Genomic DNA, 23732 nt, shown 5'->3' on the forward strand with positions numbered 1-23732 from the left:
TTTGTTTTTTGACCGCCACGGCCACCCCCAGGACCCACCCTACCCTCTCCGTCGGCGGCGTAAGAGGTGTAAAAGAGACGGGTGCGGGCGCACCCCCGCCGCAGCCGGGTCTGTGCCTGAGTAGGATATGGTTCAGAGTAGGATACGGTTCTGAGTAAGGTCTGAGTAGGATTGGTGTCAGGTTCAGCGATATTGTCCGGGATCTTGATCGGCCCGACATCGGCCATCGGTACGCGCAGATATTCGGAGAGCGATCATGTTTTCAGTCTGATCAACCTGGGCTTCAGGTCAGCAAAGCGCTTCTGGTACGCCTCGAAGCACTACCCGGCAGGGAGGACGACGTCCGCGGCTTCTTGAACCAGGGGCTGTCGATCGTCGAAGGGGAGCCCAAGACCGTCAGGTGGTTCGGAATCCAGTTCGGACCCTCGTCGTTCGGGATCTTCGACGCCTTTCCCGACGAAGACGGGCGCCAGGCGCACCTGTCGGGTGAGGTCGCGAAAGCGCTCGGCGAGAACACGGGCGTGCTCTTCGAGAAGCCCACGATCGAGCAGCTCGACGTCGTCGCGGAGAAGCAGCCCGCGTAGAGCAGGTGGCGCCCGCGGGGCGGTGCGGATCAGCCCAGGGGCTGCACGAAGCGCAAGTTTGAGTGGGAAGGCACGGTCCGCGTCGCCGGTCGGACAAGGGCGTGCCGCGGGTCAGACGGTTAGTTGGTTGAAGCGTTCGGGGTAGACGAAGCGAATTTCGAAGCGACAACTTGTCGTAGGAGATGGAGAGATGGCGAATGAGACTCTCATCGGCCTGAAGGTTGCGATCCTAGTGACGGACGGATTCGAGCAGGTGTCGCCGCAGGCGGTGACCGCGTGACACCCGCCGCCGCGCAGCAGGGGCCGTCTTCGCCGGGACCGGAGACTATGGAGCGGCGCCCATTCGGCCCCGTGCCGCGCGAAGTCCCGGTGATCGGCCAGGGCACTTGGTACATCGACGACGCGCACCGGCCCACCGCGGTCGCCGCGCTGCGCCGCGGCCTCGATCTCGGCATGACTCACATCGACACCGCCGAGATGTACGGCGACGCCGAGATCGTGGTCGGCGAGGCGATCGCCGGGCGGCGCGACGAGGTCTTTCTCGTCTCCAAGGTTTTGCCGACCAACGCCTCTCGTGCCGGGACCGTGGCGGCCTGCGAGCGCTCGCTTGCGCGCCTGCGCACCGACCGGCTCGACTGCTACCTCCTGCACTGGCCCGGCTCGCACCCGCTCGAGGAGACCTTCGCCGGTTTCGAGCGGCTCCGCGAGCAGGGCAAGATCCTTTCCTGGGGCTTGAGCAACTTCGACGTGCCCGACCTCGATGCCGCGTGGAAGGCGGGCGGCGAGGGCCGGATCGCGTGCAACCAGGTGCTCTACCACCTGGGCGAGCGCGCGATCGAGCACGCCGTGCTGCCCTGGTGCGAGAAGCACGGCGTCGCCGTCGTCGCCTACAGCCCGTTCGGCCATGGCGACTTTCCCGGCCCACGCACGCCGGGCGGACGAGTGTTGGAGGAGATCGCGGCGAGCCACGGCGCGACCGCGCGCCAGGTGGTGCTCCGCTTCCTGGTACGGCGACCGTCGCTGCTCGCCATCCCCAAGGCGACCAGCGCCGAGCACGCCGCCGACAACGCGGCCGCCGGCGCACTGCGGCTGACGGACGCCGAGCTCGCCCGGATCGACGCGGCGTTTCCGCTCGGCCCCCGGCCGCGCCGGCTCCCCATGCTGTAGCCCGTGATGCCTTCTTGGCTGGAGCAGGCGCTCGGCCTGCACGTCGTCCCGGTGGCCAGCAGCCCGATCGAGCCGGCCTCCGGACAATCGCCTAAGTAGTCTGACGCTGAGCGGTCGTCCGCGCAACGTGAACGGCTATCCAGAAGCGGACATCCGATAGCGCATTCGCGATGGCACCGACGTCGCCTGCATCCCATATTACGCAGATAAGGAGAGGCAGATGGCCGGCGGTTGGACGCGCGATGGCGCGGTTCAGGATCAGATCGACGATACGGTGGCGGACGCGGTGCTGGCCGCCCGGGCAAGCATGCCCAGCGGAGCGAGTGAGCCATATTGTGCAATCTGCGGCGACGACATCCCCGAGGGTCGCCGCCGCGCCATACCCGGGGTGCGCACCTGCGTGACCTGCCAGGGCAGCCGCGACGGGAGTGTCCTGAACTCTGTGTATTTGACCTGGCCCATGCGGTTTTCAGATACGGTCAGGCGTCAAAGCGCCCGGCGAACATTATGGCCAGCTGATTGCGGGCGGCAACCCACTCCCGGACAGCGCGGCCGCCCTTCTCGAAATTGCGGATGGCCAGGAAGATCAGCTTGGTCGCGGCCTCCTCGGTGGGGAATGAGCCTTTCGTCTTCAGTGTCTTCCGCAGCACCCGGTTGAGCGGCTCCACGGCGTTCGTGGTGTAGATGATCTTCCGGATCGCGGCGCTGAAGGCAAAGAACGGGATCACCTCGGCCCAAGCTCGGCGCCATGCCGGGGCGATGGATGGGTATTTTCCACCCCATTTCTCCTCGAAGCCATCGAGCTGGCGGGCGGCTTCATCGGCGGTCGGGGCCTCGTAGATCGGGCGCAGGTCGGCGGCCACCGCCTTGCGGTCCTTCCAGCTGCAGAAGTTCATCGAATGGCGGATCAGGTGGACGATGCAGGCCTGGACCGTGGTCTCGGGAAAGGCCGCGGTGATTGCTTCCGGGAAGCCCTTCAGTCCGTCCACGACGGCGATCAGGACGTCCTGGACGCCCCGGTTGCCCTCGCGGACTTCCTGGCAGCTTACAACTTCGCACGCCGACTAAAGACGCTCAGCGGGCTCACGCCCTACGAATACATCTGCAGAATCTGGACATCAGAACCAGATCGATTCATCCTCGACCCGATCCACCAGATGCCGGGACTAAACAAGTAGGGCGTCCCCCTTCGGGTCGCGTCCCCGGTTCCGGCCGGCAAGCCGGCCTCCACCCGAGCTGGTCAGGGCGATGCTCCCGACTGCGGCGTGCGGATGCCTGTCTCGTCCCGAGCCAGTCCCTCGCCCGCCGGTCCTGGTCGCCCTGCCCTGCCCATCTCGTCCCTGCGGGCGGGACCGCTGACGCGGGCCGTGAGCCCGGTTGTCCAGCCTCGCGCCAGAACGACCTTGGGAGTGGAGGCGGGAGGCCGAAGCAGGCTGTAAGCGAGACCACAGGGATCGAGCAAACGGCCTGTGGTCAACCGGGCGGGCAGTTGCAGGCTGCCGGTGATGCCCAGAGATAGCTGCCTTCCTGTCTGACTGCTGCGGCAGGAAGAAGATCCGGGAGATGCCCGCGCGCTGCGCGGGCCAGGATGATCCATTTGTCGGACCAGAGGATCGACGGGCTATCGCCCGCTCACCCCCGTCCGCAGCCTTTTTGTTTTCCTGTCCGCCACGCATCCCCGCCCGAGCCGGTCAAGGGGCAAGCGCCGCCCGTTGGGCATCGTCGTCCAGGCGGGCCGTGTCCTCGCCCGTTGCCGCGTCGTCAACAAGTGCCTGACCGTCAACGTCTGCGACGTGAACGAGCCGACCACGCCCGGCCAGTGCACGGTGATCGAGGTCGAGGACATGACCCTGTGCGGCTACAACGTGCGGGGGGCGAGCTCGGCCTCGGGCGGGGAATATGCGACGCTGGCCTGCTATTCGGGCACGGCCCGGACGATGTTCAACAGCACCGCCGGCGAATACGACCTGACCCTGCGCCATTACGACCAGTCCGGCGCGGGCCAGGTCCAGATCATGATCAACGGCCAGGTGGTCCGCACGGTGTCGCTGAACGCCGACGACAACCGGTGGCACGACACCGTCATCGCCGACCTGCAGCTGAAGCCCGGCGACGTGATCACGCTGAAAGGCAGCGGCACGGGGTGCGAATACGCCATCCTCGACAGCATCCGGCTGTGCCCGTCCGAGCCGGTGGACCCCGGCACCGCCGCGCTGGGTGACCGGGTGTTCCACGACACCAACCGCAACGGCGTGCAGGACGCGGGCGAGGCCGGCGTCGCGGGCGTGGCCGTCACGCTCTACGATGCCGCGGGCCAGGCCATCGGCTCGACCGTCACCGACGCCAACGGGAACTACCTGTTCGATGATCTCAAGGCCGGCACCTACAGCGTCGGCTTCCAGGAGGCCGACGGCTTCGACTTCACCACCCGTGACGCCGGCGGCAACGATGCGCGGGACAGCGATGCCAACCAGACCACCGGCCGCACCGGCTCCGTGACCCTGTCGATCGGCGAGACCAACACCACCGTCGACGCCGGCCTGGTGCGCGAGAACGCCGCCCCCGTGGCCGTGGACGATCAGGGCCGCACCTGCGCCGACACCCCCAAGGCGGTGGACGTGCTAGCCAATAACCAGGATCCGGACGGCGACGCGCTGACCATCACCTCGGTCGATGGAAAGGCGATCTCGGAAGGCCAGACGATCACCGCCTCGGACGGGGTGCTGATCACCCTGACGGGCGGCCGGCTGGTGTTCGACGCCTCGGGCACCACCTATGCCGACGGCCTGGTGCATACCTCGGTCACCGCCAACTACGGCTATACCGTCGCCGACGGCCAGGGCAGCACGGCCGCCGCGGACGTGTCGATGAGGTTCTGCGGCACGGTCAACACGCTGGACACCATCGCCGACAGCCTGCCGGCCGGCGGGTCGATGGTCATCGATTTCAGCAGCGCGCCGAACGGGTCGTTCTTCACCGCGACCCTGTCGGGCACGGGGGACGCCCGCTTCGACGGGGTGTCCGTGGGCAACGCCTATTGCGTGTCGATCGACGACCCGATCGGGACCGGCGTGCCGATCGCGTTCGACATGTATCTTGCCGACGCGGCGCACGTGCCGGCGGGCGTCGTGCCGAACCCGCAGAACCTGGATGTGATCAACTGGATCCTGAACCAGGACTTCACCCGGGTGGACAACGGCGACGGCAACGGCCGGACCTATACCGAGGCCGAGATCCAGGGTGCCATCTGGGGCCTGACCGACGGGCGGATCTTCGTGGCGCCGTATTTCAACTATGCCACCACCCAGAACGCGCAGGAGATCTATGACCTGGCGCTGGCCAACGGCGAGGGCTTCGTCGCCGGCGAGGGCGACCTGGTCGGCCTGATCCTGGACCCCACCGACGCCGAGGCGGCGAATGGCAGCACCCAGCCGTTCATCATCGCCATGCCGTGGGAGGCGCTGGACTACGACTGCGTCTGCTGACCGCGGACGGACCGCCCGACCCGACCGGGGGCCCCCGACAGGGGGCCGCGCCCGGCTGCCGTGCGGGTCGAGGCGCGGCCGGCCCGACCCGCGGGCAGGACGCCGCCGGCTGTCGATCCGGCGACGGCCGGGGACAGACCCCCGGCCGCTGCCATTCACCTTATCCCGGACCCGTGCGCGGTCCCGGTCATTCGGCCGGGACGGCCGCGGTGGGGACGACGCCTTGATGCGCCGTGTCCCTGCGGGCCCGCTCGGGGCCGGTGCGGTGATGGGTGGCATAGATCATCGCGCCGACGAAGGTCAGCCCTCCGACGAGGTTGCCCAGAACGGTCGGGATCTCGTTCCAGATCAGGTAGTCCGCAATCGTGAACTGTCCGCCCAGCATCAGACCTGCCGGGAACAGGAACATGTTCACGATGGAATGTTCGAACCCCATGTAGAAGAAGATCAGGATCGGCATCCACATCGCCATGATCTTGCCCGACACGCTGGTCGACATCATCGCCGCGACGACCCCGGTCGAGACCATCCAGTTGCACATCACCGCGCGCACAAACAGCGTCAGCATCCCGCCCGCCCCATGTGCCGCATAGCCCAGCGTCCGTCCCTCGCCGATATGGCCCAGCTTCTGGCCGATCTCGTTCGGGGCCGCGGTGAAGCCGAAGGTGACGATGATCGACATGAACACCGCGACGGTGAAGGCGCCGGCGAAATTGCCCGCGAAAACCAGCGCCCAGTTGCGCCACAGCCCGCGCAGGGTGACGCCGGGGCGGCGGTCCAGCAACGCCAGCGGCACCAGGGTGAACACCCCGGTCAGCAGGTCGAAGCCCAGCAGATACAGCATGCAGAACCCGACGGGAAACAGCAGGGCGCCGATCAGCGGGTTGCCGGTGTTGACGGTGACAGTGACGGCGAACGCGGCGGCCAGCGCCAGGATGGCGCCCGCCATATAGGCACGGATCAGCGTGTCGCGGGTGGACATGAAGACCTTGGCTTCGCCGGCATCGACCATCTTCCGGGCGAAATCGGCGGGGGAAACATAGGACATGCGCGGTGCCTTTCTGCGGCGGAACGGGGACGGGTCTACCAGTTCGAATAGGCGAGGTATTTTCCCGAGATGGTCAGCCGCACGCGGTCGCCCTTGGGGTTCGCCTCGCGATCGACCTCCATCGAGAAGTCGATCGCGGACATGATGCCGTTGCCGAACTTCTCGTTGATCATCGCCTTGATGGTCGGGCCATAGACGCCGACGATCTCGTACAGCCGATAGACGCAGGGATCGGTCGGGACGGCCTGGCTCCAGACCTTGAGGGGGCTTTCGGTCAGCGCCGCGACGGCCGCGTCGGGCAGGTCGAGCAGGGCGACGAACGCCCGCGCCTTGTCCTCGGGGAAGGCGTTCATGCCGGTGGCGGCCGAATGCAGCCAGACCGGGGACATGCCGATCCCGTCGGCGATCTCCTGCCAGCTCAGCCCCGCGGCCTTCTTGGCCGACAGGATCAGGGCGGTCAGGTCGTCGCGGGACATCTCGGCGGCGGCGATCGGGGTCATCTTGTTCATCGCAGGCTCCCTTCAGGCGGCGTTCATGCGCGCGATCAGCGCGGCATCGATGAGGATACGTCGGTTCTGGACACGGGTGGCAAAGGTGCGGACGGCGCCCGCGTCGGCGCCGGTCGCCAGGCCGGTCGCCAGGTCGAACACCCAGCCGTGCAGCGGGCAGGTGACCGAGGTTCCGTGCACGATCCCCTCGGACAGGGGACCGCCCTTGTGCGGGCAGCGGTCGTCCAGCGCAAAGACCTGGTCGTCGAGGGTGCGGAACACCGCCACGCAGCCCTGCGGCGTGCGGACCAGCCGCGCGCCCTGCGCGGGAATGTCGTCCAGCGCGCCGATGTCGACATAGACCGTCATTCCGCGGCCTCCAGGGTGAGATCGGCAAGGGGGCCCCAGCGGGGCGTCTCGACGGCCGTCGACAGGGCGGCCCAGGGATCGGCCCGGTAGACCGACTGGCTCAGCTCGAACCGGTCGAACAGCGCGCGGCGGCTGTCCGGATCGTCGACGACCCGCGCCCTGACCCAGTCCAGCCCGACCTGGCCGATCCATTTCCAGGCCCGGTCCAGATAGCGGGCATTCTCGCGGTAAAGCTGGGTGAAGGCGGCGACGATCTCGACCGCCTCGTCCTCGGTCGCGGCGTCGGCCAGATGCTCGGTCTCCCTGACCTCCATCCCGGCGGCGCCGCCGACGCTGATCCGGTATCCCGAATCCACGCAGACGATGCCGATGTCCTTGCACGTCGCCTCGGCGCAGTTGCGCGGACAGCCCGACACGCCCAGCTTGACCTTGTGCGGTGTCCACGACCCCCACATCAGCTTTTCCAGCCGGATGCCCAGCCCCGTGGAATCCTGGGTGCCGAAGCGGCAGAACTCGGTGCCGACGCAGGTTTTGACCGTCCGCAACCCCTTGGAATAGGCGTGCCCTGAGACCATGCCGGCGGCGTTCAGGTCGGCCCACATGTGGGGCAGATCCTCCTTGCGGACGCCCAGCAGGTCGATGCGCTGGCCGCCGGTGACCTTGACCATCGGGACGTCGTATTTCTCGGCCGCGTCGGCGATGGCGCGCAGCTCGGCCGGGGTGGTGACACCGCCCCACATGCGCGGGACGACCGAATAGGTGCCGTCCTTCTGGATGTTGGCGTGGTTGCGTTCGTTCACGAACCGGGACTGGCGGTCGTCGCGATAGTCCAGCGGCCATTCGGCCAGCAGGTAGTAGTTCAGCGCCGGCCGGCACGCGGCGCAGCCGCCGACCGTGGACCAGCCCAGCTCCTGCATGATGGCGGGGATCGATTTCAGCGACAGAACGCGGATAAGGCGCCGCACGTCCTCATGGGTGTGATCGGTGCACTTGCACATGCCCTGCGGCGCCTCGGCCACCGCGCCGCCCAGCGACAGCGCCATGACCTGCTGGACGAGCCCCGTGCAGGTGCCGCACGACGCCGACGCCTTGGTGGCCGACCGGACCGCGTCCAGCGTCACCGCGCCGCCGGCCACGGCCGACAGGATCGTGCCCTTGCAGACGCCGTTGCAGCCGCAGATCTCGGCCTCGGCCGGCAAGGCGGCGACGGCGGCCAGCGGATCGGCGGCAGCGCCGCCCTGGAAGGCCGGGCCGAAGATCAGGGTCTCGCGCATGGCCGAGATGTCGGTGCCGTCCTTCATCAGCCCGTGGAACCACGCGCCGTCGGCCGTATCCCCGTACATCACCGTGCCGATGATGCGGTTGTCGCCAAGGACCAGGCGCTTGTAGATGCCGCGCCCCGGATCGCGGAAGACGATGTCCTCGCGGCCCTCGCCCTCGGCAAGCTCGCCGGCGCTGTAGAGGTCGCAGCCGGTGACCTTCAGCTTGGTCGCGGTCTGCACCGGGCGGAATGCGGCGGCCTCGCCCAGCAGCGTCTTCGCCAGCACCCGCGCCTGATCGTAAAGCGGCGCGACCAGGCCGAAGAGCTGCCCGTCATGCTCGACGCATTCCCCCAGCGCAAAGATCTGCGGGTCCGAGGTCCGCAGCTGGTCATCGACCGTGATGCCGCGCTCGACCTCGAGCCCCGCATCGTTGGCAAGCCGGGTCTCGGGGCGGATCCCGACCGCCATGCAGACCAGATCGGCCGGAAAGACCGTGCCATCCTCCAGCAGCACGGCCTCGACCCGGTCCCCGCCGAGGATCGCCTTGGTCGCGCCCTTGCAGTGAACGGTGATCCCGCGCCGTTCCAGGTCGCGCTGCAGAAGATAGCCGGCCGCAGGGTCGAGCTGGCGTTCCATCAGGTGACCCATCAGGTGGATCACCGTGACCCTGGCGGCGCGCGCGGCCATCCCGGCCGCCGCCTCGAGCCCCAGGAGGCCACCGCCGATCACCACCGCGTCCCTGCCGGCCACGCCCGCCTCGATCATGGCGTTGGTGTCCTCGAGGTCGCGATAGGTGACGACGCCGGGCAGGTCGTGACCGGGCACCGGAAGGATGAAGGGGGCCGACCCCGTCGCGATCACCAGGGCGTCGTATGCGGCACTGGACCGGTTCGAGTGAACCTGCCGGGTCGCGCGGTCGATCCGGACCACCGGCTCTCCGAAGCGGCAGTCGATGCCGCGGGCCGCGTACCAGCCGGCGTCGTGCGTGACGATCTGATCGTAGGTCTTTTCGCCCGACAGCACCGGGGACAGCATCAGCCGGTCGTAATTGCCACGCGGCTCGCCATTGAACAGGGTGACGTCAAAGGCGTCCGGCGCGGCAGCGGTGAGATGTTCCAGCATCCGCCCCGAGGCCATGCCGGCGCCGATGACAACGAGTTTGCGCTTCAACTGTCGGTTCCTTTGCGGTGGGCCGCCGCACGTCTCCCGGCGGCTCTTACCCCGCAGCCTGAGCAGGCGATCGCGGCCGGCCAAGCGAATTACGCTGCCACGCGGCGAAAACGGCCGCCGTTATCCTGCGCGCGCAAAATTAGGGCACGCTGCCCGGGCAAGTGCGTATCCGACAGTCAGCCGGGATGCCTGCACCAAACGGCCGTTTTTGAGGCGGTTTAATATCTACGTGTCGCATCCCGGATGATCACACAGACCCTCGCCGGACCGCCTTTTCACGGCAAGATCGATTCTGCGCGAGGTCCGGGAAGTGAGCCGAGCATGCTGATCTCTCTGCACAAGCAGGCGACGACGACACCGAAGATCCGGGCGGCGATCCAGGCGAGCAGGGAGCCGGCCTGGAGGATTGCCGAGCGCTACGGCATCTCCGACCAGACGGTCTGGAAATGGCGCAAGCGCGACAGCGTCCAAGACCGGGAGCCACACGGCGCACCGGCTTCAGACCACCCTCACGCCGGCGCAGGAGGCGGTGGCAGTGGCACTGCGCAAGTCGCTGCTGTTGTCGCTGGACGGCCTGCTATCGGTGGTGCGCGAGTTCCTCAACCCCGACGTCTCGCGCTCGGGGCTCGATCGCTGCCTGCGGCGGCATGGTGCGGGCAACCTGCGACCTGAAGCCCGCCACGCCTCGGCCCGCACAAGCCCCTCGAGGCCTACGCGCCCGGCTACCTCCACATCGAGCAGCTGCCGCAATCAAAGGCTGAACGCCCACCAATGCACCGAATGACTGGCATCGCAAAAGGCCCGAGCTGTTCACGAAGCGGCCGTATAATCACGCGGGATGTGACACGTATGAAGTCCCGATCTGCCGTTCGCCCAAGCCCGACGGAATGGTGCCGAGCACTCCGCTATTTAGCTGCCAGTAGGGTGAACTTATGGATCTGCGGCGGTTCGGAAAACAGCTCATCCGCCTTGTCCATCAGTGCGGCGGCAACCTTGCCGTCAAGATGCGCCTGCCGATCTTCCTCTGTGTCGAACGTATCGAAGATCGCGTACGCACCCGGGCCTTCCTGGATCGCATACCAGGTCAGGGTACCGGGCTCGGCTTGAACGAGCGTTAGCGCCGAAGTCAGGAAATCTGCGACATCGCTCTCTTTTCCGGCCTTGGCCTTCAGTGGCACGTACAGCGCAAGTTTGGGCATGATCAACTCCTCCAGATAAATGACCAAGTCTTAGTTTGCCGATAACGAACGAGAGGGTGGAAACGTTGCCAGCGGTCACGCGCTCGATAACGCCGCGGTGGAAGACGCAATAGTGTAGCGAAGGCAGCTAGCTGCCCGCGTGGAACAGTGCATCATTCCAGAATCTTGTCGATCGTGATCGGCAGGGACCGGACCCGCTTGCCAGTTGCATGATAGATCGCGTTGGCGATCGCCGCAGCGGTGCCGACAATGCCAATCTCGCCCAAGCCCTTCACTCCGAGCGGAGTCACCTCAGGATCGGGTTCATCGACGAAGATGACTTGAATGTCATGGATGTCGGCGTGTACGGGTACATGATATTCGGCGAAATTGTGGTTCATCCAGCGACCCAGCCGGTGATCGGGGAACGTCTCTTCGTGAAGCGCCATACCGATGCCCATCACCACGCCACCGAGGATCTGGCTGCGCGCGGTCTTCGGGTTGATGATGCGGCCAGCAGCGACGGCGTCGACGATGCGGGTGACGCGTACAACGCCCAACTCCTCATCCACCCTCACTTCCGCGAAGATTGCGCTATGGGTGTTCTTTGACTTGTGGAGGCCTTTCCACATGTCGCGGAGTCCGGGAGCAGCGGTTGCTTCCTCTTCGATCTCCGTCAGATCGGCGGCACGCATCGCATCGCCGAATGGCACGCGGACCGTCGGCGTGTCCTTCAACACGATGCAGCCGTCCTCAAACAGCACATCGTCTATTTTCGCTCCACCCAGCGGCTCGCCGGCGATCTTCCCGGCCGCCTTCAGGAGCTTCTTGCCGACCGCTTGGCACGCGAGCTGGACCGCCGCCCCAGACGATGCCGCCCCCCATGACCCGCCTTCGACCGGGGCAGCCGGGAGGTCGGAGTCGCCCAGCTTGGCAGTGATCTGCTCAGGGGGCAGGCCGAGCGTGTCGGCGGCGACCAAGGTCATAACAGTGTAGCTGCCGGTGCCGATGTCTGAAGTCGCGCATGCTACTTCCAGATGGCCGTTGGCGCTGAGTTTGGCGCTGGCGGACGTCTTGGAGAATTGTGCGTCCCACATGCCGGTCGCGCAGCCCCAGCCGATCAGCTCGTTGCCTTCGCGCATCGACCGCGGTTCGGCCGACCGCTCACTCCATTTGAATGCCTCTGCCCCCTCGCGGAACGCCTCCCGCAGCGCCTTGCTGGTGTAGGGCGTGCCGTTCATTGCATCGATGGGTGAGTAATTGATGAGCCGAAACTCGAGCGGGTCGACCTTGGCGGCATAGGCCATCTCGTCGATTGCCATCTCGAACAGCGTCATGCCGGTTGCCGCCCCCGGCGCGCGCATGTCCGCTGATGTTGGTGTGTCGATCTGAGCGACAGTGTATTCAGCGTCGGCGTTCGGGCAGTCGTAATTCATCAATCCCCACGTGACGACATTCTCCATATTGTCCTCGTAACGCGAGGTGGAGGTGGTCGCCGCGTTCCGGATCGCGGTGAGTTTGCCGGTCGTCTCCGCGCCCAAGGCGATACTTTGAACCGCCTGCGGGCGATAGGCGTGGCTGAACATCTGCTGGCGTGTCATCGTCACCCTTACGGAGCGTTCAAGCATCTTCGCGGCGAGCACCGCGAGAAACACCTGATGCTGCGGTCGGAGTCCGGAGCCGAAGGCGCCGCCGACATAAGGGTTGAGCACGCGTACCTTCTTTTTCGAAAAGCCGAAGACGCTGGCAAGGTAGGCATGCACCCCCTGCGAACCCTGGGTCTTATCCCAAACGGTGATGCTGCCGTCGCCGTGCCATTCGACGGTGGAGCCGAACATCTCCATGGGATTGTGGTGTTCCGGCGCGAGCCGGTAATCGCCCGCCACCGTGAGCGGGGCGTCCGCGAACGCCTGCGCCGCGTCGCCACGGTTCTTGGGCGGCGTGTAGCCGCTGCGCTTTTTCTTCGGCACATACTTCTCGTCGAGTGCGACGTCGAAGTCGGTGTTATGCGCCTCCGCCTCGTAGGCGACCTCGATCAGGCTGGCGGCGTAGCGCGCTGCCTCGAACGTCTCGGCCATCACCAGCGCGATCGGTTGCTGGCTGAAATGGATGCGGTCATCGTAGAGTGGCCGGAACGGCGAGCCAGGAATCTTCATCTCGTCCTGGTAGCTGCGGTCTGTCCAGGCGACGTGCGGCCGGTTGCGGTGTGTGATGACCTCGACAACGCCAGGAACAGCGCGCGCCGCGTCCTCATCGATGCTAAGCACGCGGCCTTTGGTGATCGCGGCCTCGACGATGTAGCCGTACAGCAGGTTTTCCACCGGATGCTCGGCGGCGTAGCGCGCCGTGCCGGTGACCTTCTCGACGCCGTCGACGCGGTTGATCGCGCTGCCGATTCCGATCTTCGCTGCGGTAGCCATGATGTCTGCTCCTTAAGCGATGCGCTTGTCGGTCTGCGATTGCGGGGTGGCCTCGGCCGCCTGCTTCAGCGCACGGACGATCCCCTTGCGCGCGAGCGGGATTTTGAAGTCGTTCTTGCCCTGACCGACCGCTCCGGCGAGGAGGGCATCGGCGAAGGCGCCGAATGTCTGCGGCGACGGCTGCTGGCCTTTCAGCAGCTTCTCGGCTTCGGTGCTGCGCCATGGCTTGTGCGCCACGCCGCCGAGCGCCACCCGCGCTTCAGCGATCGTGCTGCCTTCGATCCGCATCGCGACGGCTATCGACACCAGCGCGAAGGCATAGGACAGGCGATCGCGCAGCTTCAGGTAAGTGTAGTTCTTGGTGAAGTCCTCAGCGGGTAGGTCGATGCCCGTCACCAACTCGCCTGGTCTCAGCGTGTTGTCGCGCCACGGCTCGTCGCCGGGCAGCCGATGATAATCGGCGATCGGGATCGCGCGGTCACCTTCCGGCCCGGTCACCTGAACAATCGCGTCGAGCACTGCCAGAGCGACGCACATATCCGAGGGATGTGTGGCGATACATTGGTCACTCGCGCCCAGGATGGCGTGGATTCGATTGACCCCGCCGATTGCACCGCAGCCGGAGCCCGGCTTGCGCTTGTTGCACGGCGTTGCGACATCATAGAAGTAATAGCAGCGCGTGCGCTGGTTGAGGTTGCCGCCGTTGGTCGCGGCATTGCGCAACTGGGGGCTGGCGCCGGCAAGGATCGCGGAAGACAGCAAGGGATAGCGCTGCTCGACCCGCGCGTCCCACGCCGTATCGGAGTTCGGCACGAGCGCGCCCAACCGCAGCCCTCCGCCGTCCAGCTCCTCGATCACGTTCAGCGGCAGTCGATTGATGTCGATTACCGTCGTCGGCCGATCGACGTTTTCCTTCATCAGGTCGATCAGGTTCGTGCCGCCCGCCAGGTAGCGGACCTGCTCTCCCGTGCCTGCCTGTACTGCTTCGGCAACGCTGGCCGGACGGGCATAGTCGAAGCGGTTCATGCCTGATCTCCGATCACGTCGAGCACCGCATCGATGATGTTGGTATAGGCGCCGCACCGGCACAGGTTTCCGCTCATCAGCTCGCGGACCTCGTCGCGGGTCCTAGCCTTGCCTTCATTTATGAGGCCCTGCGCCGAACAAATCTGGCCGGGCGTGCAATAGCCGCACTGGAACGCGTCGTGGTCGCAGAAAGCGGATTGCAGCGGATGGAGGTTGCCCGGCTGACCGAGCCCTTCGATCGTCGTGATTTCCGCCCCGTCCAGCGTCACCGCCAGCTTGAGACACGAGTTGATGCGGCGCCCGTCGACCAGCACGGTGCACGCGCCGCACTGGCCATGATCGCAGCCTTTCTTGGTGCCGATCAGGTCTTCGCCCTCCCGCAGCAGGTCGAGCAGCGTTGTCCAAGGCTCGATCGCGCGGGTGCGTGTCTGACCGTTGATCGTCAGCGTGGTTGGCACCGTGCCGATCGGCATGGCGGCGTACGTGGCGGAATTGACGGCTGTCGACATGATCGGTGCCTCTTGCTTCGGCATAGGCCGGATGGCTGTGGTGTTTTCTTCAGTAACCCCCTTCTCGCGGTGGCGAAAGGGGAACAGCGCATGACAGCCCTGAAGCCGTGCGCGCATCACCGACCCAAGCAGCCGATGGGCGGCCAGGCTGTGGGTTGGGCGGAAGGTCATCACTTCGTCGAAATAGCTGGCGCGCGCCGAGCTGTAGACCTCCTGCGCGTCGCTCAGGAAGCCGCTCGCCGTGCCGGAGGGGAACGTTCGTCCCGTGGCGAGGACGAAATCGTGCGTTGGCGCATCATGCCCAGGCAGCTTCTGACCTTCGACGCCGAAAACCTTGATCGTCATGCTGCGGTGCGTCGATATCCGGTCGCCCTGCGTCTCGCCCGGCCCCCCGCGAAGGAACCTCAGCGGGCTGGAGCGAAAGAGAACAACTCGGTCCGGATCGATGGCGGCGCGCCGGGCGTGAACCATTGCGTGTCCTGAATGTGGCTGGCGGTGACGTAGATTGTCCCGTCGGGACCTTCGGCGAAGGTGTCGGGCCAGCGCAACCGCTTGTCGGTCAGGACGATCTCGGTGCCCGACCCGACGAGCCGCCTGATCGAGTAATCGGTGGGCGATGTGATGTAGAGCGTCCCCGCTTTGCTCATCCACAGGCCGTCAGCGACGCCCGTGGTGGCGACGGTCTTCACCGCAGCACCGCGGTCGCGCTCGCTGACGTCCGCGCGTAGCTTGTCTGTGGCGATCGAATAGAGCGTCTTTCCGGTCAGCGCCTGCCAGTAGAGCGTCTTCCCGTCATTCGAGATCGCAATGCCGTCGGAGGCGAACGCGGGCTGACGGCCGTCGGGACGAACAAGCGGCTTGCCCTCGATCGCGACGGTGACGCTCTTGTCGATCTGGGTAGACGGATGACCATCAAGGGCGCGGAAGCTCTTGCCGTTGTCCAGGTCGACGACGATGATCGCGCCACGTGTACCGCTGTCGGTGATGTAGCCGGTCCGGCCATCTGGCGAGAAGCGGATATCATTGAGGTAAGTGCCCTGTAGCGCCACGTCGCCTGGCACCGCAATGACCTTGGTCACCTTGTTCGTTTTCAGGTCGATGCGGACGAGCTTCGGCGCGCCCTCCAGGATCTTCTCGTTGCCGGGCGCGCCGGGATCAACCACCCACAGGTTGCCGTGGCCGTCGGGAACGATCGACTGGACGCAGACAAAGTGCTCGCCGACCGGCATCTCGTTCGCCTTGGCGTTGCGCCAGCTGTTCCACTTAACGTCGGGAAAAGGCGACAGCGATCCGTCAGGCATCACCTCGGCAACCGAGATCGGCGCGTCGTCAGTCCAGCGCGGAAAGCTGACGAAGCGGCGTCCATCCTCAGTGACGGCAACGCCGGTTACCTGGTGGTCGAATTGCGCCACCTGCGTCAGCGCGGCGCTGCGTCCGTTCTGCGCATATGCGGCGCCCGCCAGCACTACTGTAAGGACTCCGATCCCGATCAAAACACTGCGCTTACGCACCGACCCCTCCCGTTTACTGAATGAAATTTGCGTTATTCGGTGGGTAACGATCGTGGCCCCTGCTTCGATCCCGGAAACGGAAATCGGACAGCATCCTCACCGCAAGGCACGTAGTGCATGAGACATCGCCCATCGTAGCTGACGGAGTCCAAAACCGTAATAGGGCGGACAAGACCCGGGATGCCTGCCTGGTCAAGCCGCACGACCGGCGGTCTATTCAATTCTAGCACATGGCAACGGCATCTCATGAGGGGCGGGACAGGGATCAACATCACCGAGGCCGCCCGCGCTTCGGGCCTGAGCGCTAAGACGATCCGCTATTATGAAGAGATCGGCCTCGTGTCCCCGCAGCGCGGACGGAACGGCTACCGCTACTTCGGCCCGGAGGAGGTCCGGCGGCTGACCTTCCTGGGCCGCGCGCGGCGTCTGGATTTCCCGCTCCAGGACTGCCGCGAGCTTCTGACCCTGAGCGCAGACACCAGCCGCAGCAGCGCGGACGTGCGCGAGATCGCCCTGCGCCATCTCGCGCAGGTGGACGAGCGTCTGGCGGAACTCGGCCAGTTGCGTGAGGCCCTGCAGCAGCTTGTCGACAGCTGCGCGGGTGACGCGAGACCGGATTGTGCGATCCTCGACGCGCTGACGGGAGGTCCCCCCGACGCGAACGGACGCTAGCCGCCGCTCCGCTCGGTCTGGATCGCGCGGATGCGCGGAGGCCACCGCGATTTGATGAAGGCGAGGATGGCGGCGATGTCGTTCTCCGACAGCACGTCGCCGAATCCCGGCATGCCCGAGGTCATGGCGACGCCCATGTCGTCCAGCACCACCTGCCCGCCGCGGCGGACGTAGTCGGTCAGCATGGCGTCGTCGTGATGCCAGGTGTGGCCGGTCTCGTCATGGGGCGGGGCGGGCAGCACCCCGTCCGCGCCCGCGATCTGCCAGTCCGGCTGCCCTTCCAGCCGCGCGCCGTGGCAGGAGGCGCAGTGCTGCGCATAGAGCGCGGCCCCGCGCCGCAGGTCGGGGGTCTTGCCGTAAGCCCAGGCCGCGACGATCACCAGGACCACAAGGGCAAGGACAATCAGCCAGGCGAAGGACCGGCGCAGGAGGACGGGAGGCTCTGGGATCATGCGTGCATGAGTGCCGCCGCCGACGCCGAGGTCAACCCGAGCGCGGATTTCCTCACCCGGTCTTGACCTTCCCGCGCTGGAACCTTCCACATGGGAGGGCATAAGACAAGCCGAGGAAGGTCCCATGCGTTTTCACATTCCAAATATGAGCTGCGGCGGCTGCGCCCGTGGCGTCACCCGCGCCATCGAGTCCGTCGATGCGAAGGCCCGCATCACCATCGACCAGGCCAGCCGGGAGGTCGAGGTCTCGACCGATCTGCCTCGCCAGCAGATCGCCGCCGCGCTTGCGGCCGCAGGCTATCCTGCGGCGCCAGCAGCGGCCTGAGCGCGCCCGCGCCAGTGCGGGCCCGGCGAGTGCACCGATCCTCGCCGAGCCGGCTCACCTCAAGGAGCAGCCCATGTCCCATGATGTTTCCCAGCGCCCCCTCGCGACAGCCGAGGGCGTCCATGTCTGCCCCATGCACCCGGAGGTCCGGCAGCCCGGCCCTGGTCGCTGCCCGAAATGCGGGATGCATCTGGTGCCCGAGGCGAAAGCCTCCGGGGCGGCCGCCGGTCCCGCGTGTCACGGGCACGAACATCATGGCCATGGCGCATCCGCACACCACGCGGACGGCCACGACACGGCCGCCCGTCCCGAGCCAGGAAAGACCTATGATCACGTGCCGCCCGGCTGGACGGGAGCGGTCTATACCTGTCCCATGCACCCCGAGGTGCGGCAGACCGAGGCCGGCTCCTGCCCGATCTGCGGCATGGGACTGGAACTCGAATCCGCCGCCATGGTGGACAACGGTCCCAACCCGGAACTTGTCGATTTCACCCGCCGCTTCTGGGTCGGCGCCGCGCTGACCGTGCCGCTGCTGGTGCTGACCATGGGGCCGCTGGTCGGACTGGGTGGGGTCCGGAGCATCTTCGGCGAGCGCGCGACGCTGTGGATCGAGCTGATCCTGGGAACGCCGGTGGTGCTGTGGAGCGGCTGGCCGTTCCTGGTGCGGGGCTGGCGATCCTTCCGCAGCGGCAATCTGAACATGTTCAGCCTGATCGCCATGGGGGTAATGGCGGCATGGCTGTTCAGCGTGGCCGCCGTTCTGGCACCGCAGATCTTCCCGGCGGGCTTTCGCGACGCCGAGGGGCATGTCGGCGTTTATTTCGAGGCGGCGGCCGTGATCGTGACGCTGGTCCTGCTGGGCCAGATCATGGAGCTGCGCGCCCGCGAGGGCACCGGCCGCGCCATCCGCGCCCTGCTCGATCTGGCGCCGGCGACCGCGCGCCTCATCCGCCCCGACGGCTCCGACACCGAAGTACAGCTCGACGCGGTGCAGGTGGGTGACCGGTTGCGGGTGCGCCCCGGCGACAAGGTGCCCGTGGACGGCGTGGTGGCCGAGGGCCGCTCGTCCGTGGACGAGAGCATGATCACCGGCGAGCCGCTGCCCGTCGAGAAGGTGTCGGGCGATCCGGTCACCGGGGCCACGATCAACGGCACCGGATCGCTGGTGATCGAGGCTACCCGCGTCGGCGCCGACACCATGCTGAGCCAGATTGTGGAAATGGTTTCCAATGCGCAACGCTCGCGCGCGCCGATCCAGAAATATGCCGACAAGGTGGCTGGCCTGTTCGTGCCGGCGGTGATCGGGGTCGCGATCGTGGCCTTCGTCGCCTGGGCGATCTGGGGGCCGGCACCCTCGCTGTCCTACGGCCTAGTCGCCGCCGTGGCGGTGCTGATCATCGCCTGCCCCTGCGCCCTGGGGCTGGCCACGCCCATGTCAATCATGACCGCAACCGGACGCGGCGCGCAGGCGGGGGTGCTGATCAAGAACGCCGAAGCGCTCGAGCGCTTCGAGACGGTCGACACCCTGATTGTGGACAAGACCGGCACGCTGACCGAGGGCAAGCCGCGCCTCGTCGCCGTGCTGCCCGAGCCCGGGCATGACGAGGACGCGATCCTGCGCCTTGCCGCCTCGCTCGAACGCGGCTCCGAGCATCCGCTGGCCGAGGCGATTGTCCGCGGCGCCGAGGAACGCGGCGTCGAGATGGTCGAGGCCGGAGAGTTCGAGGCCGTGACCGGCCAAGGGGTTCGTGGCACCGTGGACGGGCAGCCCGTTGCGCTCGGCAACATCCGGCTGCTGGCGGACATGGGGCTGGATGTCGGCGCCCTGACCGCGCGTGCCGACGCGCGGCGCGACGAAGGCGAGACGGTGATGTTCGTCGTGGTGGATGGCGCCGTCGCCGGCATGGTTGCGGTCGCGGACCCGGTCAAGGATACCACGCCCTCGGCGCTGAAGGCGCTGCACGCGCTTGGCTTCCGCATCATCATGGCGACCGGCGACAACGAGCGCACGGCCCGTGCCGTGGCCGCGCGCCTCGGCATCGACGAGATCCGCGCCGATGTGCTGCCCCAGGACAAGGCGCGGATCATCGCCGAACTGCAGGCCGCCGGCCGGAAGGTGGCGATGGCGGGCGACGGCGTGAACGATGCGCCTGCGCTGGCGCAGGCCGATGTCGGCATCGCCATGGGAACCGGGGCCGATGTAGCGATCGAGAGTGCCGGGATCACGCTGGTCAGGGGCAACCTCGACGGCATTGTCCGGGCGCGGCGGCTGGCGCAGGCGACGATGAGGAACATCCGCCAGAACCTGTTCTTCGCCCTGATCTACAACGCCGCCGGGGTGCCGATCGCCGCGGGGCTGCTGTATCCCTTCTTTGGCATCCTCATCAGCCCGATGTTTGCGGCCTTCGCCATGAGCGCGTCCTCGATCTCGGTCGTGCTGAACGCCCTGCGGCTGAGAACGGTGCGGGTGTGACCCGGCACCGCGCATCCGCCCGCACCCGTCTTCGCGAGGAGGTCGCGCCACCCCTTGCGGATGAACCCCGGCGCAGCAAACAGGAAAGGTGAACTCCATGCACCATCAATCCGCCGACATGCAGGCCTGCATCGAGGCCTGTCTGGACTGCCACAAGACCTGCCTCGGCATGGCGATGAACCACTGCCTTGAAGCGGGCGGCAAACATCTCGAACCGGAGCACTTCCGGCTGATGATCGCCTGCGCCGAAATCTGCCAGGCCTCGGCCAACGTGATGCTGACCGGCAGCGACATCCACAAGCGTCTCTGCGCCGTCTGCGCCGAGATCTGCGAACAATGCGCCGCAAGCTGCGAGCAGGTCGGCGACATGCAGGACTGCGTGGACGCCTGCCGGCGTTGCGCGGAAAGCTGCCGGAAAATGGCGGCTTGAAATCAAGTGGCGCGTGCCAGCGTCACCGCCCGCCGCAGCTTGGAGCTTCGGCGGGCGGAAGAAACCGGTATGGGTGCTGCAAGCACCTGCCGATCACGCCGAAAGTGTTGCAGGCAGAGTAGAGGGCAGCACGCGCACTGTCGCCCCGTGCCGTGCGCGCCGATACAGGTCGATGGCGTCCTGGTCGAGAAGCCTGACGCAACCCGAGGACACCGCCTTGCCCAGGTATTCCGGTTCGTAGGCGCCGTGTATCCGGTAAAGCGTATCCTCGCCGTTCTGGAACAGATACAGCGCCCGCGCACCGAGCGGATTGCCCGGTCCCGGCTCCATCCCGCCATTGGCGACCGAATAGGGCTCCAGCTCCGGTCGGCGGGCGATCATCTCGTCGGGCACTTTCCACCGCGGCCACTTGCGGCGGAACTGCAGGCGCGCGTCGCCCGACCAGGCGAAGGCAGCGCGTCCCGTTCCCGCGCCATAGCGCATTGCGCGGTCCTTGGTTTCGAGCAGATGCAGCATGCCCGCGTCGGGATCGACGATGATCGTGCCGGGTGGCTCGTCGGGGAAAGGGTTGACGACCTCCTGCCGCCACAGATGCGGTGGCACCACGCCAGGCGGCACGGCCGGGATCGGATAGGGTTCGTCGGTGATGGCGCCGTAGAAGTCCGGCATCGGCAGAAAAGGGACGGCTGGCGCTGCCGGTTTCACGGGCGGATGCGGGGGCGGGGTGGCAGGTTTCGCGACGGGGCGGGTGCAGGCCGACAGGAGCACGGCAGCGCTAGCCACGGCGAAGTTGCGTCGGGTTATCATGTTGGGCGGTCCTTCTGAAAGCTGAGAAAGTGCGCGCCTGCGGCGCGGCGGCTCGGCTCAGCAGGACCGTGGGGGGCGGTAGATGGGCGGCGGGCTCTGTCCCGCTCCGGCTCGGCTGCGATCAATGCAGCGGCCTTCCCGTGCAGGATCGCGGCCACAGGATTCGGCAGCGGCAAGCAGCAGGTGTTCGGGATGACAGGGCGTGCCAGGCAGTGACCTATGGCACTCCCCCTCTGCTGGCGCGGCGGTCAATGCAATCTTGACGCGTGGCGCCATCCGATAGGGGACATGACCTGCCACGGGCTTTTTCCTCCATCTGTGACTAGAGTCCGGCCCAACGAGAGGACGGACGAAGATGAAGCAGGCACGACGGACCGAGGAACAGATTATCGGTATCCTTCAGGAGCATGATGCCGGCGCGAAGTGCGCAGATCTGTGCCGCAAGCACGGCATGTCGGAAGGCACATCGATAACCCGCGGATCGTGGGTGGCTGGCGAGAGGCGAACGGATCGCGCGGCGCTCGGGCTGCCCTCCCGGAACCGGCTACCATGCGCGAACGCGATGAGCCGGGACGCTTCAAGGCCCTGGGCCCGGATCTTCTCGGCGGCGCGCTGCGCACGGCGGCACATGGCCTCCCGAAGTTCGGCGCATGACTCGACCGGGGCCCCGAAGGCCCGGGTGACCGCGGTCGCCTTAAGTGGCGGCTCCTCGACCACCAGCTCCGTGCAGGAGACACCCCGTAGTTCGCGCACCAGCCGCTCTAGGACGACGGTTCCAACCCTGCGGGCGAGCTCCGGCTCCATCCCGGCCAGCTCGCCGGCAGTCTTGATGCCAAGACCTTTCAGCTTGGCAGCCCTGGCAGGGCCGATGCCCCAGACCTCCTCCACCGGCCATTGGCGGAACAGCCTTTCGCGCAGATCTTCGTCGTGCAGGTCAATCACGCCGCCCCAGATCGCCTCGCTCGCTTTCGCCAGTGCGTTCGCCACCTTCGAAAGCGTCCGTGTCGGCCCGAGGCCGATCCTGATCGGCAACCCGGTCTCGCGCGCGACCGCCGCGATGATCGCCCGCGCCCCTTCGACGTCCCCCAACCCCGGGCGCCGGGGGGGCAGCCGGAAGAAACTCTCATCGATCGAGTACACCTCGACCTGATCGCTGTGCTTGCCCAAGACCGCGTTGAAGCGCCGGTTCATGTCGGCATAGAGCGCATAGTTCGAGGACCGCAGCTCGATGCCGTGCCGCTTCACCTTGTCCCGGATCTGGAAAAGTGGATCGCCCATCTTGATGTGAAGCGCCTTCGCCTCTTGGCTGCGCGCAATGGCACAGCCGTCATTGTTCGACAGCACGATCACGGGAACGTCACGCAGCTTCGGATCGAACACGCGCTCGGCCGAAACGTAGAAATTTGCCACGTCGGCGATAGCCCAGCTCATCGGGCGCCTCTAGCGGCCCATCGCCCTGACCACCGTTCGGACCACGCCCCAGATCTCGACGGACTGGTCTGCCACAGTCAGGGGGTATCGCATCTGGCGATTGCAGGCCCGCAGCACGGGCACGCCCTCATGCCAGCGGATCTCGCGGCAGACAAATCCGCCTTCCACGACCGCGATCACAACTTGGCCGTCCTTTGCGGTCACATCGCGATCGACCACCACGAGATCGTCGTCCTGGATGCCGGCGTCGATCATGCTCTCGCCCGAGATCCGAAAGACGAAGGATGCTGGCCGGTCCAGGCGCAGCAGCTCGATGATGTCGATGGCATCGTCAGCCCAATCCTGCGCCGGTGAAGGGAAGCCGGCCGCGGCCGCGCTGACCACGCGCAACCCCCGCGGCAGGGCCACGCCCGTCAGCGGCAGCGGTTCCATGATCGGCAGCTCGCGCATCGTCCAGCCCGCAAGAGAACAGACCAAGAACATAGACGACTGGCGGTTCAGATGGCAAGTGACCGCGGAAGACTGGCTGACCGTCCAAGGAAAGCGATGTTACATAAGATTGATTATTACATATCTTTGCTCGGGCACTCGTCCCGGCAGATCAGCGGCCACGCTGAGCATCCTCTCTGCGCCGCTCCTCCTCGTCATGCCCCTTGATGCCGGGTGGTGTTGTGCTATCCTTGTTTCGTTGACCTTTGGTCGATCCGGTGCTGTCGGTGTCCTTCGGGACTAAAGCCATCCGTGCGTCGGGCACGGCGAGCAAGTCCTCGAAAGAGGCATCCGTCTCTGACCTCCGGGTCAGGTCGGATAAGGGGAAGGCTCTACGGAGCTAGGTTGGCGCGTGAGGACCGGCCACTCCCCCACTAGAGCCCCAGGCTAAGACCCTGGGCCGGGACCGCCGCACCATGCGGCAGGTGGCCGGTGC

At 66.6% G+C, this 23732-nt stretch carries 19 protein-coding genes and 6 pseudogenes; 11 read left to right on the top strand and 14 right to left on the bottom strand.

What is annotated here, in order from left to right:
- The first annotated feature begins 353 nt into the window (after positions 1-353).
- From IC63_RS08590 to IC63_RS18765, 3 genes and pseudogenes are all read left to right on the top strand, one after another.
- Positions 354-584, top strand: coding sequence for an antibiotic biosynthesis monooxygenase (locus IC63_RS08590; RefSeq protein WP_232222556.1), 231 nt, complete (start codon positions 354-356; stop codon positions 582-584).
- Positions 585-911: 327 nt separating this feature from the next.
- A complete protein-coding gene (locus tag IC63_RS08595) occupies positions 912-1751 on the top strand; it encodes an aldo/keto reductase (protein ID WP_036719150.1) in 840 nt (279 codons plus the stop codon).
- 307 nt (positions 1752-2058) lie between these two features.
- Positions 2059-2160: pseudogene (locus IC63_RS18765) on the top strand (TraR/DksA C4-type zinc finger protein); the annotation flags it as partial.
- A 70-nt stretch (positions 2161-2230) separates the two neighbouring features.
- Here the strand turns inward: IC63_RS18765 and IC63_RS08605 are convergent.
- Positions 2231-2770, bottom strand: a pseudogene (locus tag IC63_RS08605) (IS256 family transposase); the annotation flags it as partial.
- 6 nt (positions 2771-2776) lie between these two features.
- On the opposite strand from IC63_RS08605, the pseudogene IC63_RS18070 reads away from it, so the two are divergent.
- Both IC63_RS18070 and IC63_RS08610 read left to right on the top strand, forming a co-directional pair.
- Positions 2777-2929: pseudogene (locus tag IC63_RS18070) on the top strand (IS481 family transposase); the annotation flags it as partial.
- Between the two features lie 534 nt (positions 2930-3463).
- Positions 3464-5236 carry an SdrD B-like domain-containing protein gene (locus tag IC63_RS08610; RefSeq protein ID WP_036719152.1) on the top strand — a complete coding sequence of 591 codons (1773 nt, stop codon included), beginning with the start codon at positions 3464-3466 and terminating at the stop codon, positions 5234-5236.
- Between the two features lie 187 nt (positions 5237-5423).
- Here the strand turns inward: IC63_RS08610 and IC63_RS08615 are convergent, their stop codons facing one another.
- Genes IC63_RS08615 through nirB form a run of 4 tightly spaced genes read right to left on the bottom strand, consistent with a single transcriptional unit; the run spans position 5424 to position 9573 of the window.
- Positions 5424-6284 (bottom strand): formate/nitrite transporter family protein, encoded by an 861-nt coding sequence (locus IC63_RS08615; protein WP_036719154.1) that lies wholly within the window; start codon positions 6282-6284, stop codon positions 5424-5426.
- Between the two features lie 35 nt (positions 6285-6319).
- A complete protein-coding gene (gene cynS / locus IC63_RS08620; protein WP_232222557.1) occupies positions 6320-6793 on the bottom strand; it encodes a cyanase in 474 nt (157 codons plus the stop codon).
- A gap of 12 nt (positions 6794-6805) precedes the next feature.
- A complete protein-coding gene (gene nirD, locus IC63_RS08625; RefSeq protein ID WP_036719157.1) occupies positions 6806-7141 on the bottom strand; it encodes a nitrite reductase small subunit NirD in 336 nt (111 codons plus the stop codon).
- Positions 7138-9573: a nitrite reductase large subunit NirB gene (gene nirB, locus IC63_RS08630; protein ID WP_084115665.1), complete on the bottom strand. Its 2436-nt coding sequence runs from the start codon at positions 9571-9573 to the stop codon at positions 7138-7140. The genes nirD and nirB overlap by 4 nt, the downstream gene beginning before the upstream one ends.
- Before the next feature lie 321 nt (positions 9574-9894).
- On the opposite strand from nirB, the pseudogene IC63_RS18770 reads away from it, so the two are divergent.
- Positions 9895-10335: pseudogene (locus IC63_RS18770) on the top strand (helix-turn-helix domain-containing protein); the annotation flags it as partial.
- A 143-nt stretch (positions 10336-10478) separates the two neighbouring features.
- Here the strand turns inward: IC63_RS18770 and IC63_RS08635 are convergent.
- From IC63_RS08635 to IC63_RS08655, 5 genes are all read right to left on the bottom strand, one after another.
- A complete protein-coding gene (locus tag IC63_RS08635) occupies positions 10479-10772 on the bottom strand; it encodes a putative quinol monooxygenase (protein ID WP_036719217.1) in 294 nt (97 codons plus the stop codon).
- Between the two features lie 152 nt (positions 10773-10924).
- Positions 10925-13171 (bottom strand): xanthine dehydrogenase family protein molybdopterin-binding subunit, encoded by a 2247-nt coding sequence (locus tag IC63_RS08640; protein ID WP_036719162.1) that lies wholly within the window; start codon positions 13169-13171, stop codon positions 10925-10927.
- A 12-nt stretch (positions 13172-13183) separates the two neighbouring features.
- A complete protein-coding gene (locus IC63_RS08645; RefSeq protein ID WP_036719165.1) occupies positions 13184-14197 on the bottom strand; it encodes an FAD binding domain-containing protein in 1014 nt (337 codons plus the stop codon).
- Positions 14194-15051, bottom strand: coding sequence for a (2Fe-2S)-binding protein (locus tag IC63_RS19180; protein ID WP_332257764.1), 858 nt, complete (start codon positions 15049-15051; stop codon positions 14194-14196). The genes IC63_RS08645 and IC63_RS19180 overlap by 4 nt, the downstream gene beginning before the upstream one ends.
- Positions 15052-15110: 59 nt before the next feature.
- Entirely contained in the window at positions 15111-16217 is a 1107-nt protein-coding gene (locus IC63_RS08655; RefSeq protein WP_084115667.1) for an L-dopachrome tautomerase-related protein, read from the bottom strand.
- A 246-nt stretch (positions 16218-16463) separates the two neighbouring features.
- Between IC63_RS08655 and IC63_RS08660 the strand changes: the two genes are divergently transcribed.
- A complete protein-coding gene (locus tag IC63_RS08660) occupies positions 16464-16889 on the top strand; it encodes a MerR family DNA-binding protein (protein ID WP_456299425.1) in 426 nt (141 codons plus the stop codon).
- Here IC63_RS08660 and IC63_RS08665 read toward each other — a convergent pair.
- The gene (locus IC63_RS08665; protein ID WP_074827077.1) at positions 16886-17341 is read right to left on the bottom strand and encodes a c-type cytochrome; all 456 of its coding nucleotides are present in this window, start codon (positions 17339-17341) and stop codon (positions 16886-16888) included. The two genes, IC63_RS08660 and IC63_RS08665, sit on opposite strands and share 4 nt — an antisense overlap.
- A 124-nt stretch (positions 17342-17465) precedes the next feature.
- On the opposite strand from IC63_RS08665, the gene IC63_RS08670 reads away from it, so the two are divergent.
- From IC63_RS08670 to IC63_RS08680, 3 genes are all read left to right on the top strand, one after another.
- Complete coding sequence (locus IC63_RS08670; RefSeq protein WP_036719171.1) at positions 17466-17666, top strand: heavy-metal-associated domain-containing protein; 201 nt, start codon at positions 17466-17468, stop codon at positions 17664-17666.
- Between the two features lie 133 nt (positions 17667-17799).
- Positions 17800-20139 carry a copper-transporting P-type ATPase gene (locus IC63_RS08675; RefSeq protein ID WP_231572823.1) on the top strand — a complete coding sequence of 780 codons (2340 nt, stop codon included), beginning with the start codon at positions 17800-17802 and terminating at the stop codon, positions 20137-20139.
- Positions 20140-20236: 97 nt separating this feature from the next.
- Complete coding sequence (locus IC63_RS08680) at positions 20237-20569, top strand: four-helix bundle copper-binding protein (protein WP_036719174.1); 333 nt, start codon at positions 20237-20239, stop codon at positions 20567-20569.
- A 93-nt stretch (positions 20570-20662) separates the two neighbouring features.
- On the opposite strand, the gene IC63_RS08685 is transcribed toward IC63_RS08680, so the two are convergent.
- Entirely contained in the window at positions 20663-21274 is a 612-nt protein-coding gene (locus IC63_RS08685) for a L,D-transpeptidase (RefSeq protein WP_232222559.1), read from the bottom strand.
- A gap of 457 nt (positions 21275-21731) precedes the next feature.
- On the opposite strand from IC63_RS08685, the pseudogene IC63_RS18455 reads away from it, so the two are divergent.
- Positions 21732-21842 (top strand): annotated as a pseudogene (locus IC63_RS18455) (transposase); the annotation flags it as partial.
- A gap of 14 nt (positions 21843-21856) precedes the next feature.
- On the opposite strand, the pseudogene IC63_RS19185 reads toward IC63_RS18455, so the two are convergent.
- Positions 21857-22807, bottom strand: a pseudogene (locus IC63_RS19185) (Y-family DNA polymerase); the annotation flags it as partial.
- A gap of 9 nt (positions 22808-22816) precedes the next feature.
- A complete protein-coding gene (locus tag IC63_RS08695; protein WP_036702919.1) occupies positions 22817-23257 on the bottom strand; it encodes a LexA family protein in 441 nt (146 codons plus the stop codon).
- Positions 23258-23732 lie beyond the last annotated feature (475 nt).

Source organism: Paracoccus sphaerophysae, from assembly GCF_000763805.1.
In the GTDB taxonomy this organism is placed as follows: domain Bacteria; phylum Pseudomonadota; class Alphaproteobacteria; order Rhodobacterales; family Rhodobacteraceae; genus Paracoccus; species Paracoccus sphaerophysae.

What these genes read in the sequence shown, in the direction of transcription:
- IC63_RS08595 (WP_036719150.1), top strand. Translation starts at nt 912, where the DNA reads ATGGAGCGGCGCCCATTCGGCCCCGTGCCGCGCGAAGTCCCGGTGATC.
- IC63_RS08615 (WP_036719154.1), bottom strand. Translation starts at nt 6,284, where the DNA reads ATGTCCTATGTTTCCCCCGCCGATTTCGCCCGGAAGATGGTCGATGCC.
- cynS (WP_232222557.1), bottom strand. Translation starts at nt 6,793, where the DNA reads ATGAACAAGATGACCCCGATCGCCGCCGCCGAGATGTCCCGCGACGAC.
- nirD (WP_036719157.1), bottom strand. Translation starts at nt 7,141, where the DNA reads ATGACGGTCTATGTCGACATCGGCGCGCTGGACGACATTCCCGCGCAG.
- IC63_RS08635 (WP_036719217.1), bottom strand. Translation starts at nt 10,772, where the DNA reads ATGCCCAAACTTGCGCTGTACGTGCCACTGAAGGCCAAGGCCGGAAAA.
- IC63_RS08640 (WP_036719162.1), bottom strand. Translation starts at nt 13,171, where the DNA reads ATGGCTACCGCAGCGAAGATCGGAATCGGCAGCGCGATCAACCGCGTC.
- IC63_RS08645 (WP_036719165.1), bottom strand. Translation starts at nt 14,197, where the DNA reads ATGAACCGCTTCGACTATGCCCGTCCGGCCAGCGTTGCCGAAGCAGTA.
- IC63_RS19180 (WP_332257764.1), bottom strand. Translation starts at nt 15,051, where the DNA reads ATGACGATCAAGGTTTTCGGCGTCGAAGGTCAGAAGCTGCCTGGGCAT.
- IC63_RS08660 (WP_456299425.1), top strand. Translation starts at nt 16,464, where the DNA reads ATGAGGGGCGGGACAGGGATCAACATCACCGAGGCCGCCCGCGCTTCG.
- IC63_RS08665 (WP_074827077.1), bottom strand. Translation starts at nt 17,341, where the DNA reads ATGATCCCAGAGCCTCCCGTCCTCCTGCGCCGGTCCTTCGCCTGGCTG.
- IC63_RS08670 (WP_036719171.1), top strand. Translation starts at nt 17,466, where the DNA reads ATGCGTTTTCACATTCCAAATATGAGCTGCGGCGGCTGCGCCCGTGGC.
- IC63_RS08675 (WP_231572823.1), top strand. Translation starts at nt 17,800, where the DNA reads ATGCACCCGGAGGTCCGGCAGCCCGGCCCTGGTCGCTGCCCGAAATGC.
- IC63_RS08680 (WP_036719174.1), top strand. Translation starts at nt 20,237, where the DNA reads ATGCACCATCAATCCGCCGACATGCAGGCCTGCATCGAGGCCTGTCTG.
- IC63_RS08695 (WP_036702919.1), bottom strand. Translation starts at nt 23,257, where the DNA reads ATGCGCGAGCTGCCGATCATGGAACCGCTGCCGCTGACGGGCGTGGCC.